The following is a 16540-nucleotide window of genomic DNA, read 5'->3' on the forward strand; positions in this document are numbered from 1 at the left end:
GTGCAACATCTGGGTTTGGGGGTCCTATTGGCGATTGAAGGAGAGCCGGGACTTCAACGCGAAGCTCTCGTCAGCGAGCCGGCCCTGGACCGTGCCGAGCGGTTGGCCAATCTGCTGGCCTCCATAGTTGAATCTAGCGACGACGTGATCGTTAGCAAGAATCTGGACGGCATTATTACAAGTTGGAATAAGGGGGCTGAGCGCATCTTCGGCTATTCGGCCGCCGAGGCGATCGGCCAGCCTATTACACTTGTGATCCCGGAGGACCGACAAAGCGAAGAACGCGAGATTTTAACCCGCATCCGACGAGGTGAGCGCCTCGACCATTTTGAGACTGTTCGCCGACGTAGGGATGGTAGCTCAATCGTCGTTTCGCTGACCGTTTCTCCTGTCAAAGATGCCCACGGCAACATCATTGGCGCATCTAAGATTGCTAGAGATATTACCGAGCACAAGCGAGCTCAGGAGCAGATTCGCATTCTGGCTCGCGAGGCGGAGCACCGAAGCAAGAACATCCTCGCGAACGTACAGGCAATCATCAATCTTTCTCAGTCCGACACCTCCGAGCGCCTCAAGGAAGTGATCAGCGGGCGCATCCAAGCGATGGCAAATGTTCACTCGCTGTTTGTTGAAACGCGGTGGATAGGAGCCGAGGTCTCGGCGATCGCCAAGCAAGAGCTCGCCCCTTATCTCCAAGAAGGCCAAGACAAGCGGATTGTGATGGAGGGTCTGCAAATTGTATTAGAACCCACCGCTGCACAGGCGATTGCTGTGGTTTTGCATGAACTAGCGACCAACGCTGCCAAGTATGGAGCGCTGTCTAACGCGAAAGGCTGGATTGGATTGGATTGGTCGCGAGCCGAGGATGGACAGCTAATGCTCCGCTGGACCGAATTGGGCGGTCCGAGGGTAAATGCGCCCGAACGCAAGGGCTTTGGTAGCCGCCTCATCGAAGGAACGATCACCCCACTTGGCGGCAAGGTGCATTTTGACTGGCGCGCGGAAGGGCTAGTTTGCGAAATCGCCGTTCCGACGTAAAACCCAATCGAGCTTGGCTTCGCTGCTCTCACGACATATTGCGCTGCCCCAAGAACTTGGTCGCTATAGGAGCAAAGCAGACGTAGTCACCAGTCACATGACGCCGCCGGGTTTATAGGTACACGGCCTAGGACAGCACCCGATAAACCTTCGCGCGTTGAGCCGCTCGATCCTCGAACAGGAGAAGCCGCCAACTGAGGCGGCCTTTATTTGGTGAGATGGAGGGCGATCTTCTCGGCTTCGATTTTCTCGACCATCGCGCCGATTGCGGCGACTGTCTGTGCATCAGTCACCTTCGCAAGCAAGCCTTTCAGGTGGTTGATCCGTCTATCTAGCTCCACGCAATGTTCGCACATGCTTGCCATCCACGGTGGGAGGCGTGAACAACGACTCGCAGTCACCGGCAAAGGCCAAATGTTGTAACGGTGATGGCGATCAACCGGCCTATGCCGGCAAATGTTCCTGAAACCGCTGAGCGGATTACTCAGGCAGTGGCAATCCGGGCGATCTCAGCCACTCGCTCACGTGCGAGCCGGTTTCGGCTTGCCAGGCTTTGCGGAGCTTTTCTTGGCGCTCCATTCCTGGGGGGAGGGATTTGGCCTCTTCACGGAGGCGTTTTGCTATTTCGGCTAAACGTTCTTCAAGGGACTGTATTTGTTTGAAACGGCGGCGGCGCTGCATGACAACACCTCGTCTCACGGGTCCTAACCGCAGGGTTTGAGTTTTCCGATTCCTAAGATGCGGATCCCGACAAGTTGGTTCCATCTGGAGGAACAACGGTGGTGGGCTATCGTTTCCACGCGGCATGCTTGTCCGGGAGGTCCGCGCCCACGCGGTCGATCTCGGTGCGCTCGTGCGTAATGTGAAAGAAATATCTCGGCATGCGCGGTAATGCGGTACGTCAGGCTCACGTTCCAATCGGGCCGAAAAGCGTGCTCATTCAGCGGGGGCTGAATAGGGTAGTTCGAAAATAACATCGAAAGATCAAAATGTTACCCGCGCCTGGGAGACTAGGGTCGGAGGTTCAAATCCTCTCGCTTTGCAGGACGCGCTTCTCGGGACACCGGCCTCGACAGCCTCCTAGCCGGGGCGAATTTCAAGGGCCTTCTTAAAAGCTTTCTCTTGCGGTGTACGTCACCGCCTCAATCTTGTTTCCATCGAGGTCGCGTACGAAGGCACCAAAATAATTCGCGTTGTAATTGTCTCGGATGCCGGGAGTCCCTTCGTCAACGCCTCCAAGCGCAAGTGCGGTCGCGCGGAAGCTCTCACTGTCTCGCGATCCGGTGCTTGAAAAGCTACGTGAGTGCCATTTCCTGCCGTTGCCCGAAGCCCGTCTATCGGGGTTTCGATACTGAAAATGATATCCGAGGCGCCGTAGTGGAGCGAACGGTCCGAGTGTTTGAGGAGCCGCAGTCCGAGAAGGGACATCAGCGGATCGTAGAAAGCTCTTGCGCTGTTGACATCGTTACTGCCGAGCGAGACGTGATGGATCATCTGGTCACCGTTTGAGGCAATACCGTCGCTTCAATCTTTCGGTCGTGGTCTCTGCGGCATAATGGATACGCCCGAAGTCGGCTTCGTCCTTTGCGGTGACATGAAGCCTCCAGGTCACGTCTCGGGCCTCGCCAGCGACGCATTCGACCTCGACAGAAACCGCATGCTCGCCGCCCGGGAAGCTCCGAATCTGCTGAAGCGCCATAAGCTCCAAGTCGGTCTTCGAGATCGATGTTCTTGCCACCGCAGCCTCCTCCCGCCGCCCCGTCCTTTCATCGGCAATCACTCGGCCAACCGACCGCGCGCGGAGATGTTCCTCGGGCGCTTGAAGGCCGCTCGTGCGGTCAGCTCCCTCAAGACTTGTCGAAACGCGAATGTGGCTGAGGACGGCTTTTCGTACGCTCGATATCGCGGCCACGTTCTTTGCCGCTGGGGCGCACCCACACAAAGATCGCTCGATAAGTCAGCTTTTCTCACAGTATTCATCCGGAGCTGTAGTTACACGGACTGGCGACGCCGGCGATCTCAACGGCAGGCGATGTGGCGAAGATGCAGCGAAGAAGATTGCGAATTCGACGAATGCAGGTCGGTATCAGCCTGCAGCGGAAGTGCGCAGTCTTCAGGCCGCGGCTTGGCTGACTGTGCGGATACGAAAACGGCGAAACAGGTGATCGCAAACATCAGCCGAGCACCTGCGAGCGGCCAGCAACCGCGCTCGCACAATATGCGCGGGTGAGCGCCAGACGGATGGCTCTCTACGACGCGCAAAGCGGACATTCACCGTCAGCGGCTTCACCTAGCTGCCGACCAATCTCGCCCATAAGAGCCCGCGGGTCCCAGTTCGTGCCGTCACTCTTGACGACTCTCTTCGCGCGCTCGAAAGCATGGCTCTCGGCCGCATCATCCCCTATGCGGATGGTCACTTGAGAATGGAAGGGGCAGACCGCGATTGCACGGGTCGTCTCTAGAGCAAAGCGCACGGTCGCGCGGAGATCATCGGCGTAATTTTCGGCGGACACGTTAGCCTCCTGTCGCACATCGCCTGCGAGATCAACACACAGTCAGGGGCGGATAGGCAGTTAAGGCGAGGCCCGGTGCGCCTAGGAGCCCAGGGCCTCATAACCTCAGAAGCCTGACAATAGGTTGTTCGGCTACGCGTCCAGTCTGTCCGACATGGCAGGATATCGCTTTGACGCTGCGCAAAGCCCCTCGGACCAGCCCGGCCCACTTGCGGCGGTACGGAGGGGACAGTTGCGGGGCCGAGCGGTCCGACGGGCTGGCGCCGTGAGGAGGCGCCACGCAATTGGAGGCTAGTCCCAGTCGGCGATATCGCTCTGTTCACTTGTGACCCGGAACAGGTATTTGTAATGTTCCCGCACTGGAACATCGAGGCCGCAGATGAAAGACATGCAGGCCCAACTGGAGAAGCTACAGCGAGACGCCGCTGAGTGCGCCCTTATTCGCGACTTGGCGACGGACCCCAAAAAGCGCGAACTGTTTGCCAAACTGGCTGAACACCTTGCGGTGCTCGCATCCGCAGTAGAGCAGGCTATCGGTGAGAGCACGGCAGCGACATCGCTCCTGATCTGCCGCCCAAGCCGTAAAAATGTGGACGCCAGCTTGACCGAGTTGCCCTAAGCTCCATCTCGTAATCAGGCATCGAATGCCTATTTTTCCTGAATGCGTTCATTTGAGTTTTGCCTTCCCAGCAGAGGTGTGGCGGTCCCTAGCGGGCCGGATTGGCTTCATGAAGTAAATTGGCTTCATGAAGTAAAGTATGACGGCTACCGTCTTCGCCTTGAGCGCGAGGGCCACCGGGTACGCCTGATCACGCGCGGCGGGTACAACTGGGCCAGTCGCTATCCTTGGATCGTCGAGGCCGCGCGCAAGGTCCGCCAGAAGCATTTCGTCCTCGATGGCGAAGCAGTCGTGCTCGGCGTCGATGGCATCTCCGATTTCAACGCACTTCACTCGCGCAAGCGCGACCACGAAGTGCAGTTCTGCGCCTTCGATATTCTCGCCGAAGGCGGCGACGATCACCGCAGGCTCTCGTTGTCGATGCGGAAGACGAACTTGGAGCGCCTGCTGGCGCGGCGTCCTGAAGGCGTTTTCGTTAATCCCTTTGAGCGTGGCCAGCTTGGACCTGACCTATTCCGCGCCGCGTGCAACATGGGTCTTGAAGGATTGGTATCGAAGCGTCGCGACCAGCCTGATCAGGCGGGCCGGAGCAAGCATTGGGTAAAGGTAAAAAACCGCAGTCACCCCGCGATGGAGCGGGAGCTGTGAGGTCGCGAACAAACAAGTTGGCAGGCACTAGCATGTTGCACGCAAGCAACTCTTCTCTTGTTCCATGATTTGCACCGTGGTTTCGGCTTCACACGATAAGCCTGACCTGCGTAGATAATCTGCGCTAAAAATTGGCTGGTAATATTATGATCGGCGGGGAAGAAGCCACGCGCATCCGGCGCCTACAGAAAGACCGTCTGTAGATGGTCTTTCTGTAACGCGCGGCCGTTCGTATTAGTCACGCAGGAAAATATTTTGGGCTTTCTCGCGAAGCCTAAGCCGCTACATTCATACTATTGCGATCTCATATTTTATGATGGGGCCGACTATGTTGGACGACGAATTTAATAGGCAACGTGCGAAAATATTACGTGAACTCGCAGAGCAAGCCGACCCATTCATCAAAAAGCGCCTTTTGAATTTAGTGCAGCGCTACGAACCCCGGCGGCAGCCAACGCCCGTGGACGAGCGGTTTGCAACCCGCGGAGATAACGTCGATAGATAGGCGGCCGTGGCGAGGCCGATCCGTTTCCCCTGACACAAAGCAGAAAGGCCCCGACGATGTCGCACGTCGTCGCCCTTCACGATCATCAGGCCGGTTACGTCCGCCGTGCCTGCTGATCCAAACAGAAACTGACCACCACCGTCTCGACCAAAGGCCAAGTGATATTGCCCAGGGCGATCCGAGACAGCGGCAGTGGCCGGCCAGAACGAAACTGACCACGGAGAACGCCCCCGAGGGCGAACTTGCAACCGCGCCCGGCTCGTCAGCAGCCGACGCCAGAGCAGACGTGGTGGGGATGCGGCCAAATGAACGCGAATGACCCAGTGTATGGTCCGGCCGTGCGTAGCAAGAGGTTCGTCGATCAGGTGGTGTGGTCTTGCATCAATGTATCCGGCCTTTGATTGGAGCATTTTCTCCGGGCCATCATGGATATCAGCGCGCGTGCGTTCTCATTAGCGGACAGGCCTCGATTGGGCCATTTGGGTGTCATTCGGCCTGCAATATTGACCCCCCGTATTGCCGCATCTGCGAATGTTACCCTGATGGCGCCGTTGCAGCGGTCGATGCGATGTCGACTGATTGGCCGCGCCAGGTTGCTTTCCAAGCTTGCTCGGTGGGAGGGGCTGTGGGCGGGTCGGGCCCTACATAGCCCGAGCCGTCCACAACCCCGGACAATGGGGCAGCGGTGGTGGCGTCGCCGAGCGACTCCTCCGCGACCAACTGCTCGGCAGCCCTCCGTCTAAGCGCCCTCAGCAGACGCTGCACGATCGAATGCTGTCTCGTCCCGAACTCCTCGGGGTGTTTCTCGCTCAGCCGGCCGACGATGGCGAGTGCAGTCAGCTGCGGCTGCTCTGCGAGCCAGGCTTCGATCGCAGCAAGATGCGGGTCGAGCTTGGACGGCATGCGAACCCTGGTCTTATAGGGCCGACGGCTTCGCCGGTGCGTGGCACGCGGCTCGCCGGCCGTCACCGTCTTGCCGAGCGTCTTCGCAAACGTCGCCGCGGTCGCCGGCGCGGTGCTCGTGCAAGCGCGTTGCAGGCAGCGCGCCTGTCCGGCACGACGATCGACGCGATTGCCGAGTTCGTCCTGGGTTGCGCGAATCTCGGCCAACAGCGCGACCGGATCGAGCGAGCGATACTGATCGCGTAGCCGCCGCTTTACAGCCGCGGTCACCTTGGGATGGGCCAGCGCGCGCTGATAGGGCGTCAACGGAGCATGATAACGCTTGATCACTTTAGCCCCTTCGCGACGCTTCTCCTTCAGCTTGAACGACGGCTGGAAGAAGTTGACGTAGAGCCGTGCCGCAGCATAAAGGCGGCCCATCATACGCGCCGTCTCGACGCCATCGAAGCGGCCATAGCCCATGAGGTGGCGGACGACGGCACCATTCTTCTGCTCGACGAACGCCTGATCGTTCTTCTTATAGGCACGCGAGCGCGTCACCTCGAGCTTCTGTTGGCGGCACCATGGCACGACGACATCGTTCATGAAGGCGCTGTCGTTGTCGAAGTCCACGCCGCGCAAGAGCCAGGGGAACAGGCTCTGTGCGCGGTTGATCGCCTCGGCAACCAGCGAGCCATCCCGCGTCAGCAACGGCAGGCACTCCGTCCAGCCCGTGGCGATATCGACCATCGTCAGGGTCTGGATGAACGAGCCAGCCACCGACGTGCCGCCATGGGCTACCATGTCGACCTCGCAGAAGCCCGGCGGCGGGCTGTTCCAGTCATTGAAGGTGCGGATCGGGACCTCGCGCCGGATTGCCGAATGGAACCCGGCACGGCGCCGCCTGCCGCCGCTCGCCGCGATCTTCACATCGACGAGCAGGCGATCGATGGTGGCGGCGCTGATAGCCAGAACACGGTCACGGTCCGACTGGCCAAGCTGCAATCGGCCATGTCGCTCAAGGGCAGGCAGCAAGGTCGGGATCATCACCTTGAGCCGCTTGCCGCACACCCGATCCGACGCCTCCCACAGCGCAGTCAGCGCGTCCTTGATCGTCGCGCCATATCTGCGTCTTCGCTTTCTTGTTGCCTCGACCTCGCCCGGTCCAACCGCCTCGCGTCGCCTGAGCGCGCGCACCGCATGCTTGCGATGCCAGCCAGTCGTCGCGCACAGCTCGTCGAGGATCCGTCCCTTCTCCGCTCGTTTGGCCGATCGGTAACGCTCCGTTACCACCGACACCACCTCGCGCCGCGCGCCCATGCTGATCTTTCCCGCCATAGACGCCACCGAACCAATTCGATGGCACCGACCCAATCATCGGCGAGAAGTTGTCCAGTAACATTCTGGGTGAGGCAATGCGCCCCCTAAGCCGGGGGATCGGCGTCCAAAATTGGCTCTGACGCATATTCGATGATCGTCTTTGTTTTTATGGCGCGCCAATCAGCCTAGCCTGAAGGAGATCGAGCTTAGCGCGCCCGTACATTTGCCGTTTGACCAGCTTGAGCTTGGTGATCTGAGCTTCCACTTGGCCATTGGACCATGGTTGCGTGATAGCCGCGTGCACCGCGCCCTTATCGTTGGCAATGCCATTCGCGAACGAGGCAATGAGGCTCCGCTTGGATTCCTCAATCCAAGGTTCGAGCTCCATCTCGGCCTTCTTTCGGATCATCGCGTGGAAGCGGCCAACGAGAGCTTGGGCATCGGCCAGCATAGGAACGTTTTGTTCGATGACGGCAAGCGTGACGGTCTCGGCCCTGGTCAGGTGGTCGCGCTTCGTCGTCATCAGCTGCGCTATCGTCCTGGCGGCGGGGACCTTCTGCAATTGTTGATGGCTGATAGTCTCGGCACGCCGCCGTCGCGTCGCCCATTCCGCCACCACGCGCAGCGATCCCATAAAGCCTTGTCCCTTCAAACGGCGCCAGAGTTCGGCACCGTTGCGACAGCCGCCTGACCATTGCGCGTCCAGGAACGGCAGATGCCCGTCCAGGGTGCTTTGACGGGTGCGGAACATATCCGTACCGCCACCGCGGCTAATTTGGCGAACCAGATTGCGACTATGTCCTGTGCGGCGGACGATCTCCTTGAACGGCACACCGTCGCTGACGAGATCCGCAATTGCGGCATGGCTGTCCTGGCGCCGCAGATAGCCCTGATAGCGCAGCTTTTCCGCATAGGTCAGCAATTCCGGGTTGATCGTTGTCGCTCCGATTGCGGTTCGGATTCTGTTCATGGAGCGGCGCACCGCATCAAGCAAGGCCGCGCTCGCATTTTCCATCAGATGCCAGCGGTCGGCGACCTGGATGGCGTTCGGGAGCGCCTTAGCTGCTGCCTCGCCGTATCCACCACCGCGATCTCGCGACACAATGTTGATCGCTGGGTGCTTCGATAGCCACGCCCGAACGGTCGCAGTCTCCCTGTCGGGCAGCAGGGTAACGATCCGCCGACGCTCCAAATCGCACACGATCGTCCCGTATCGATGGTTTCTCCGGAACGCCCAGTCATCGATGCCCACAACAAGCAATGGATCTGTCGGCATCGCCGTCCGCCGACGTACCACCCGTAGCAAGGTATCGTTGCTGACAGGCAGCATGAGCCGCTTGGCGAAGCTTGCCGCCGGCCGGCCGCCGAGCGCCAACCCCAAGTGATGGACGATGTATTCCAGCCGTGCTGTCCGGCGCCGTCGCAGCGGGACGATGTCTTCTCCGAACCGCTCCGCGAAGATCCGCCGGCGGCAATGCGGCACCTCGCACGTGAAGCGCCGCGTGAGTAATCGGAGGCGCACCTTTCTGCCCGCTGATGGCAAATCGGCAACGTGCCGGACGTAGCGGCTATGGATGCGGCTCGACGCTGTCGCGCACAAAGGGCACCGAGCCTCCGCAGCTTCCGACCTAACAGACAGAATAAGCGAATCCATTGAGTCACTTACACTATCAAACACCAAACCACTCGGTACTAGCGATGAGATTTGAAAGCCCGTCCGCATGGCGCTGATTCTCCGTTTGAGAACCACAGTCGCCCGGCAAACTTCATCAGAAATGAGTCAGATGGGGTATTCGGCCTGTTGCTGAGCCCCGCGTTAGCAGGGTGCTGCGCTTCAGGTTGATGATAAACGTGGTCTGTTTTCGAACAGCCACAAGCATCAGACGGAGAAGCGCAGCATGAAACATTACGCTGGACTGGACGTGTCGGTCAAAGAGACGTCCCTGTGCATTGTCGACGAAACGGGCCGCATTTGCCGGGAAGCGAAGTTGGTGAGTCACCCGGACGATCTTCTTGCTGCACTCAACGATCCGATTTGGCGGTTTGATCGGATTGGGCTCGAGGCTGGACCGCTGTCGCAATGGCTGTTCAGCGGGCTGGCGGAGGCTGGCCTGCCGGTAATCTGCATCGAGACGCGACATGCCAAGGCGTTCCTCAAGGCGCAGGTGAACAAGAGCGACCGCAATGATGCGCGTGGCATTGCGCAGATGATGCGCGTCGGCTTGTTCCGGCCTGTCCACGTCAAGACCCTGATCAGCCAAAAGCGACGGGTCCTGCTTGCCGGTCGCAAGCTGCTTCAGGAGAAGGCCATTGCCATCGAGAATGACATTCGTGGGCTGTTACGCAACTTCGGCTTGAAGGTCGGAATTGTGGGGGTGATCGGCTTTGAACAACGTATCCACTCGTCGGCGGTCAGCCGGAGCTGGCCGAACTCATGGAACCGCTTCTCGTCGCCCGACGCGTTTTACGCGAACAGTTCACACAACTGCATCGCAAAGTGCTTCTACTTGCCCGGGAAAGCGAGGTCTGTCGTCGGTTGATGACGATCCCTGGTGTCGGCCCCGTCACGTCGCTGGCCTTTATCAGCACGATCGACGTTCCCGCCCGCTTCAAGAGTTCGAAAGCCGTCGGGCCGTCCCTTGGATTGACGCCAGTTCTCAACCAGTCCGGCGAAAGCCACCGCATCGGCCGGATTTCGCTGTGCGGTGATGAAGCCATGCGAGCGCTACTCTATGAGGCCGCACAGGTCATGCTGACGCGGGTGCAGAAATGGTCCTGGCTCAAGGCGTGGGCCATGCAGATCGCCAAACGACGCGGGCAGCAGAAGGCGATCGTCGCTTTGGCGCGGCGGCTCGCCGTCATCATGCACCGCATGTGGAGCGACGGAACGGAATTCCGCTGGACACGGGAGGCCACGCCCGCGGCACAATAGTGCGACGCGCGGTCCACGCACCCGTTGTTTAGCGGGAGGAGGTCCCTCGCGGGACGATGGACGAGATGAGTTCGCTTTGGGCTCTTGTACGGTCGCGTCCTTGCGATCAGCACGCGAGTCAGATTGTTCCGTCTCGTTCTACTGATCCCATGCTGGGAGAGCCATACGGCTGATCCCGAAGAGAAGCACGGCCCCGCGAGCGGTACCGAACCCAAGGAGGCACCCAATCAAGCCCTTGACTAAATCCGGCCGAATAGAGAAGACCCAATATTGCAGGCCGAATGACAACGTGGCCCTAGTGGTTCGACGCCTGGCAGGCGCGGCTCGCAAGCGTCGGCAGTTGCAGGAGCAGACCCACTGCCGCAAGAGCGGCCCCATAGGCACAGACGCCGAGCCAGGACAGGTGCGTGTACGCCCAGCTCGCCCCGAGGGAACCGAGCGAGCCGCCGATGAACATTGCCGTCATGAACACGGTATTCAACCTGCTCCGGGCCTCCGGACGAAGCGCGAAGATCAGATGTTGGTTTGATACAAGCGCAGCGTTCACGCCGATATCGAGGAGCACCACTCCTACGACCAATCCCGCGATCGCGTTCCAGCCCGCGAAAACAGCCCATGAGGAAAGCGAGATGGCGGCTGCGATCGCGACCACCACGTGTGGGCCACGTCTGTCGGCGACGCGTCCTGCGAGAGGAGCGGCGAAGATGCCGGACGCGCCGATGACGCCGAACAGACCTGCGATCTCGGGTCCAAGCCCGAAGGCGGGTTCCTGGAGATGAAGCGAAAGTATGGTCCAGAAGGCAATGAAGGAGGCGAACAGCATAGCTTGCGTCGCGGCGGCGAGACGAAGCTGTGGCTCCTCGACGAGCAAGTGGACGAGGGAGCGCAGCGCGGCGAGATATCCGATGTCTTGCGTCGCATGGTGCTGAGGCAGGATCGAACGGACCAACGCGGCAGCGCCAAGCGCCAAAGGAACGCCCAGCCAGAACATCTCGCGCCATCCGAAGTGCGATCCGACGAAGCCGGCGATCGTACGGCTGAGGAGAATGCCTCCCAGAATTCCGCTGACCACGGTGCCTACGGCGCTGCGGTCGTCGGCGAGCGTCGCGGCGAAGGGGACGATCTGTTGGGCCACGGTCGCTGCCACGCCCAGTGTTAGCGACGCCGAGATCAGAGCAAGCGTAGACGGAGCGATTGCGGCAAACGCGAGAGCAGCAGACAGAACGAGGAATTGCGCCGCGATTAGGCGCCTTCTCTCCACAATGTCGCCTAATGGCACCAGAAAGAGAAGGCCGACGGCGTAACCGAATTGCGTGGCGGTGGGAATGAGGCCGATTGCGGTCGAGTCCGGATAGCTCGCTTCGATCAGGCCGAGGAGGGGCTGGTTGTAGTAGATATTTGCGACTGCGATCCCGGCGCAAACCGCCATCGCGAAGATGCGAGCGCGGGTGAGGCTGGGTGCCTGGCGGTCCGTCGTGACCGTTGAAGTCGACATGGCGGCAAAATCCTCTTTGCGCCGGCAACTTCTTTTTTCCGCGCCGGCTCATGACCTCGAACAGGATTGACAGTTAATTATCACTTGATAAATAACAAGGCGTGGCGGCGACTCCAATCTGCATATGGTTTTGGGCACGTGAGCACTAAGATCCTACGGAGCGATGTCATCCGCAGCCTCGCATTCGTCCTGAAGCGAGGCCCTTACCCACGCCTCTTACTCCGTGAACGAGCGGTCGTATTGGATTCCGTGAGCGTGGTTTGGACTGGCTCGTCGAGCAGCGATCTGGAAATCGTGCAAGCCGCGCATGAAACTCAAAAGAAGTCGCGCGGCGTCCCCTGATATGTCCTGGGTCTCGATGAAGGAACGGTGATGAAGTTCAGGTTTGTCTTCTTCGCGCTACTTGCGATCAGTGCGTTGGGCGGAACGGCGGCGCTTCTATATGCGTGGGAATCGCCTATTGCTCCGATCGATCCTCGATCGCATGTAACGCCCGATCGCGCATTGGCTCGTCGTGGCGCAAGTCTCGCTCTTCTCGGAGACTGCGCCACATGCCATACCGCGGCGGGCGGACTCCCATACGCCGGAGGGCTCGCGATGCCGACGCCCTTTGGAACGATCTACTCCACGAACATCACGCCGGATCCGGAGACGGGCATAGGTAGCTGGTCGGAGCAGGCTTTCATTCGCGCTCTACGGTCTGGCGTTGATCGCGAAGGGCGCCATCTCTATCCGGCGTTTCCCTACGAGCACTTCGCGCGCGTGACCGACGATGATGCCAAGGCGTTGTACGCCTTCTTCATGTCGATCGATCCGGTTAAGTCGCCGGCGCCGTCCAACGAACTTCCATTTCCTCTCAACGTCCGTCTCACTCTGGCCGGCTGGAAGCTTCTCTTTCTGCATCCAGCGCGTCTCGTCGCCGACCCGTCGAAGGACGAGAAATGGAATAGGGGAAAATATCTGGTTGACGGACTGGGCCATTGCGGAGCCTGCCATTCCCCTCGAAATCTCCTCGGAGCCGAGATGACATCCTCCGGCTTTTCCGGAGGCGAGGCCGAAGGCTGGCGCGCCTATGCGCTTGGCGGAACTTCGCCGGCACCGGCCGCGTGGGATGAAGCCGCCCTTGTGGATTATCTCGCGCATGGTTTCCATCCGCAACATGGCACCGCCCAGGGCCCCATGGCGAACGTGGTCGACAATCTGTCCCAGGTAGATCCGTCGGACGTGGGAGCGATGGCCTATTATCTCGCCTCTCTCGGAAAGGGGAAGGGGCGGGACGACGTCAAGAAGGTTGCTTCCGGGCCGGGCCGCCTGCCGCAGGCGGCCGGCATGCAGGCGGCTACACCTGCCATCCCGCCCGAGGCTGGCGGCGCGATCTACATCACCGTCTGCGCTTCGTGTCACGAAGGCGACAGACCAGTGCCGTTGGGGGGCTTGAGACTCGATCTCTCCACCGCGCTCGCCGATGCGACGCCAGCCAACCTGGTTAACCTCGTGATACGGGGAATCCCGGCGGCCGCCGGCGCTTCCGCGCGCCCAATCATGCCCGGTTTCGGTGAAGTTCTCGACGACCGACAGATCTCGGATCTTGCGAATTATCTGCGCACCCGACTTGCGGGAAGGCAGCGGTGGGACGGGCTGGAAAAAGCGGTCGCGGAAGCAAGAGGCGGACAATGAGGGCTATCGGTCAAGGATTAAGGAGGCTCGGCGCAACATTATGACAACTCTGATAGTCAACGGTGAGAGCAGAACGATCAAAGCAAGCGCCGATACGCCGCTGCTCTACGTCCTCAGGGACGAACTCGGTCTTAACGCCGCAAAGTTCGGTTGCGGATTAGGCCAGTGCGGTGCCTGCACCGTCATCGTCGACGGCAAGGCGATATTCTCTTGCGTGACGCCGGTGATGGTTCTGGAGGGACGTAAGGTGACAACGCTTGAGGGGATCGGGAGCCAGGACGCACCTGGTCCGATGCAACGCGTTTTCATCGAGGAACAGGCCGCACAATGCGGCTACTGCATCCCGGGCATGATGATGCGAGCCCAAGCGCTACTCGATCGCGATCCGCATGCCTCCGACGAGTCGATCAAGGCGGAACTGCAGCCCCATCTCTGCCGATGCGGGACGCACATGCGCATTCTGCGAGCGGTGCGAAGAGCCGCGGATGAATTGCGATCGAAAACTACTGTCGAAGTAAGGACAAGGCGATGACGAGAACGGTTTCGCGTCGCAGTGTCCTGGCCGGCGCCCTCGTCGTCGCCTTCCAAATATCCCGGTCGCATGCACAGACCGAAACCGGTACGGGGGGAGGTCCCTCGAAGCTTGGTTTACCGGGAAGCCTGGACGATACTCCGAGAATCGACGCCTGGATCCGCATCGACGCTTCAGGCGCGGCCACGATTCTTACCGGAAAGGCCGAACTCGGCCAGGGTCTCAAGACGGCGCTCTTGCAGATCGCTGCCGAAGAACTCAAGCTCCCGTTGAGCAGGCTTTCTCTGATCACGGCCGACACGGGGCGAACGCCGAACGAAGGCTACACGGCCGCCAGCCACTCGATGCAGGATTCCGGCACCGCGATCCGGCATGCGGCAGCCCAGGCGCGCGAACTGCTCCGCGAAGAGGCGGCCCGAAGGCTCGATGTACCTGCCGCCTCGCTGCGGGTGCATGGCGGCGAGGTGTCGGGCGAGGACGGTAGGCGCCTCGGCTTCGGCGAATTGGTGCGCGATCAGCTGCTGGCTGTCGACGCCGGTCAGATATCGCATCTGACCCCTCCCTCAGACTTCACCGTCATGAACCGGCCGGTTCCGCGAATCGACCTTCCGGCCAAGGTGACGGGGGGAGCGGCCTACGTCCAGGATCTTCGCCCGGAGGGGATGCTGCACGGTCGCGTCGTTCGCCCGCCGAGCTATGGCGCAACGCTCCGGGACTGCGATGTGGCGCGTATCGAGCGGATGAGCGGGATCGTCAAGGTCGTGCGAGACGGAAACTTCCTTGGTGTCGTCGCGGAGAGCGAATGGACCGCGGTCCAGGCGATGCGAAACTTGGCGGCCTCCACGACGTGGATCGAGCAACAGGAACTGCCCGACGAGAAAGATCTGCCGACCGCGCTGATGAATCTCCCGTCGCGCGACACGACGATTCGTGACAGCGGAAATCCAGGTAAGCCGGGCATCACGGTCGATGGCACCTTCAGCAGGCCCTATCTCACCCACGGATCGATCGGACCTGCGTGCGCTCTTGCGACGTTCGAGGAGGGAAAGCTCACGGTTTGGACCCATACCCAAGGCGTGTTCTTCCTCCGCGATGCGATCGCCGGCATGTTGAAAATGCGGACCGAAGATGTGCGCTGCGTGCACGCCGAAGGCGCGGGGTGCTACGGCCAGAACGGCGCAGATGACGTCGCGGCCGACGCCGCTATGCTTGCTCTCACTGTCCCAGGCCGACCGGTCAGGATCCAACTGATGCGCGAGCAGGAGCACGCGTGGGATCCGTTCGGGCCCGGCATGGTGGTCAAGCTCAAGGCCACGGTCGGAGCCGACGGCGCGATCGCCGATTGGCACCACGAAGTTTGGAGCCAGTCGCACATGATGCGGCCAGGTCCGCCCGGGACATTGATCGCTGCGCGTCTGAAGGCAAACGCCTTCCCGCCGGCGCCTCCTGTCGCCCTCGCGCAGCCCGAGGGAGGCGGCGACCGGAACGCGATTCCGCTCTACGCGATCGAGAACTGCAAGGTGATCAGCCACTTTCTTCCCGACATGCCCTTGCGCGGCTCGTCGATGCGTTCATTGGGCGGCTATCTGAATGTGTTCTCGATCGAGAGCGTGCTCGACGAATTGGCAGTCCGTTCGGGGCAGGATCCCGTTGCGTTTCGACTCCGGCACATGGAAGATCCGCGCGCACGGTCCGTCATCGAAACGGCAGCTTCGCGCTTCGGGTGGAGCGGACGGAAAAAACTTTCCGGAAGCACCGGATTCGGGTTCGGCTTCGCCAGGTACAAGAATCTCGAAGCCTGGTGCGCGGTGGCGGTCGAGGTCGAACTCATCCGCTCGAGCGGCGCGGTTCGCGTTCGTCGGGTCGTGGCAGCCGTGGACACCGGGCAGATCGTGAATCCGGACGGCGTCCGCAATCAGATCGAAGGCGGCATCCTGCAGGCGACAAGCTGGACGCTCTTCGAGCAGGTCAGATTCGATCGCACCCGTATCACATCCGTGGATTGGTCGTCCTATCCGATCATGCGATTCGACAGCGTCCCAGAGAGCGTCGAAGTCCATCTGGTGGATCGCCCGGGCGACGGCTTCTACGGCGTCGCCGAGGCCGCGCAAGGTCCGACGGGGGCTGCGCTGACGAATGCCATCAGGGATGCTTCGGGCGTCAGGTTCTCTCAACTTCCGATCACGTCGGCGCGGATAAGAAAAGCGATTGGTGCGTGATTGGAACGCGAGGCCAGCTCGACACGACCGGAGGTGACCCGCTTGGCACCAGCCGCGCGGGCCGAATTAAGCGCGCCAGGTCGGGCCATGTCTAGGATCTATTCATCTTTCGCGTCGCGATCTCACGGCGGCGCTATGGAGATCTGGAACGCCCAGCGAC

12 protein-coding genes and 1 pseudogene are annotated in these 16540 nt (G+C 60.6%); 7 read left to right on the forward strand and 6 right to left on the reverse strand.

Annotation, left to right across the window (positions count from 1 at the left end; translation table 11 throughout):
- Positions 1–27: 27 nt before the first annotated feature.
- Positions 28–1038 carry a PAS domain S-box protein gene (locus tag ACFLEY_RS08940; protein ID WP_236845253.1) on the forward strand — a complete coding sequence of 337 codons (1011 nt, stop codon included), beginning with the start codon at positions 28–30 and terminating at the stop codon, positions 1036–1038.
- 480 nt (positions 1039–1518) lie between these two features.
- Here the strand turns inward: ACFLEY_RS08940 and ACFLEY_RS08945 are convergent, their stop codons facing one another.
- The 3 genes from ACFLEY_RS08945 to ACFLEY_RS08955 all read right to left on the reverse strand — a co-directional run bounded on the left by ACFLEY_RS08945 (position 1519) and on the right by ACFLEY_RS08955 (position 3551).
- Positions 1519–1719 (reverse strand): hypothetical protein, encoded by a 201-nt coding sequence (locus tag ACFLEY_RS08945; RefSeq protein WP_074076794.1) that lies wholly within the window; start codon positions 1717–1719, stop codon positions 1519–1521.
- A gap of 106 nt (positions 1720–1825) precedes the next feature.
- Positions 1826–1921: a DUF6894 family protein gene (locus ACFLEY_RS08950; RefSeq protein ID WP_396604614.1), complete on the reverse strand. Its 96-nt coding sequence runs from the start codon at positions 1919–1921 to the stop codon at positions 1826–1828.
- A 1366-nt stretch (positions 1922–3287) separates the two neighbouring features.
- Complete coding sequence (locus tag ACFLEY_RS08955) at positions 3288–3551, reverse strand: hypothetical protein (RefSeq protein WP_028176062.1); 264 nt, start codon at positions 3549–3551, stop codon at positions 3288–3290.
- Positions 3552–3930: 379 nt separating this feature from the next.
- Here ACFLEY_RS08955 and ACFLEY_RS08960 point away from each other — a divergent pair, with 379 nt between their 5' ends.
- Both ACFLEY_RS08960 and ACFLEY_RS08965 read left to right on the forward strand, forming a co-directional pair.
- Positions 3931–4170: a hypothetical protein gene (locus tag ACFLEY_RS08960; RefSeq protein ID WP_038967817.1), complete on the forward strand. Its 240-nt coding sequence runs from the start codon at positions 3931–3933 to the stop codon at positions 4168–4170.
- A 42-nt stretch (positions 4171–4212) separates the two neighbouring features.
- Positions 4213–4818, forward strand: a complete 606-nt coding sequence (locus ACFLEY_RS08965) for an RNA ligase family protein (RefSeq protein ID WP_082755444.1) — start codon at positions 4213–4215, stop codon at positions 4816–4818.
- Positions 4819–5857: 1039 nt separating this feature from the next.
- Here the strand turns inward: ACFLEY_RS08965 and ACFLEY_RS08970 are convergent.
- Together ACFLEY_RS08970 and ACFLEY_RS08975 are read right to left on the reverse strand one after the other, a co-directional pair.
- A complete protein-coding gene (locus ACFLEY_RS08970) occupies positions 5858–7543 on the reverse strand; it encodes a transposase (RefSeq protein WP_396604615.1) in 1686 nt (561 codons plus the stop codon).
- Between the two features lie 148 nt (positions 7544–7691).
- A complete protein-coding gene (locus tag ACFLEY_RS08975; RefSeq protein WP_211434348.1) occupies positions 7692–9248 on the reverse strand; it encodes an ISL3 family transposase in 1557 nt (518 codons plus the stop codon).
- A gap of 175 nt (positions 9249–9423) precedes the next feature.
- Between ACFLEY_RS08975 and ACFLEY_RS08980 the strand changes: the two are divergent.
- Positions 9424–10457: pseudogene (locus ACFLEY_RS08980) on the forward strand (IS110 family transposase).
- A 295-nt stretch (positions 10458–10752) separates the two neighbouring features.
- Here the strand turns inward: ACFLEY_RS08980 and ACFLEY_RS08985 are convergent.
- Positions 10753–11952, reverse strand: a complete 1200-nt coding sequence (locus tag ACFLEY_RS08985; RefSeq protein WP_211434347.1) for an MFS transporter — start codon at positions 11950–11952, stop codon at positions 10753–10755.
- 372 nt (positions 11953–12324) lie between these two features.
- On the opposite strand from ACFLEY_RS08985, the gene ACFLEY_RS08990 reads away from it, so the two are divergent.
- The 3 genes from ACFLEY_RS08990 to ACFLEY_RS09000 are packed head-to-tail and all read left to right on the forward strand — an operon-like array spanning position 12325 to position 16380.
- Positions 12325–13629 (forward strand): cytochrome c, encoded by a 1305-nt coding sequence (locus ACFLEY_RS08990; protein ID WP_161533444.1) that lies wholly within the window; start codon positions 12325–12327, stop codon positions 13627–13629.
- Positions 13630–13669: 40 nt separating this feature from the next.
- On the forward strand, positions 13670–14161 hold the full coding sequence (locus ACFLEY_RS08995; protein ID WP_202633138.1) for a (2Fe-2S)-binding protein: 492 nt from the start codon (positions 13670–13672) through the stop codon (positions 14159–14161).
- Positions 14158–16380, forward strand: a complete 2223-nt coding sequence (locus tag ACFLEY_RS09000) for a molybdopterin cofactor-binding domain-containing protein (protein ID WP_161533446.1) — start codon at positions 14158–14160, stop codon at positions 16378–16380. The genes ACFLEY_RS08995 and ACFLEY_RS09000 overlap by 4 nt, the downstream gene beginning before the upstream one ends.
- Positions 16381–16540 lie beyond the last annotated feature (160 nt).

Source organism: Bradyrhizobium sp. YCK136, assembly GCF_044570075.1.
Taxonomy (GTDB): domain Bacteria; phylum Pseudomonadota; class Alphaproteobacteria; order Rhizobiales; family Xanthobacteraceae; genus Bradyrhizobium; species Bradyrhizobium diazoefficiens.

Excerpts from the sequence above, each read along its gene's own strand:
- ACFLEY_RS08965 (WP_082755444.1), top strand. The coding sequence starts at position 4,213 with ATGCGTTCATTTGAGTTTTGCCTTCCCAGCAGAGGTGTGGCGGTCCCT.
- ACFLEY_RS08985 (WP_211434347.1), bottom strand. The coding sequence starts at position 11,952 with ATGTCGACTTCAACGGTCACGACGGACCGCCAGGCACCCAGCCTCACC.
- ACFLEY_RS08945 (WP_074076794.1), bottom strand. The coding sequence starts at position 1,719 with ATGCAGCGCCGCCGCCGTTTCAAACAAATACAGTCCCTTGAAGAACGT.
- ACFLEY_RS08975 (WP_211434348.1), bottom strand. The coding sequence starts at position 9,248 with ATGCGGACGGGCTTTCAAATCTCATCGCTAGTACCGAGTGGTTTGGTG.
- ACFLEY_RS08960 (WP_038967817.1), top strand. The coding sequence starts at position 3,931 with ATGAAAGACATGCAGGCCCAACTGGAGAAGCTACAGCGAGACGCCGCT.
- ACFLEY_RS08970 (WP_396604615.1), bottom strand. The coding sequence starts at position 7,543 with ATGGCGGGAAAGATCAGCATGGGCGCGCGGCGCGAGGTGGTGTCGGTG.
- ACFLEY_RS08950 (WP_396604614.1), bottom strand. The coding sequence starts at position 1,921 with ATGCCGAGATATTTCTTTCACATTACGCACGAGCGCACCGAGATCGAC.
- ACFLEY_RS08995 (WP_202633138.1), top strand. The coding sequence starts at position 13,670 with ATGACAACTCTGATAGTCAACGGTGAGAGCAGAACGATCAAAGCAAGC.
- ACFLEY_RS09000 (WP_161533446.1), top strand. The coding sequence starts at position 14,158 with ATGACGAGAACGGTTTCGCGTCGCAGTGTCCTGGCCGGCGCCCTCGTC.
- ACFLEY_RS08990 (WP_161533444.1), top strand. The coding sequence starts at position 12,325 with ATGAAGTTCAGGTTTGTCTTCTTCGCGCTACTTGCGATCAGTGCGTTG.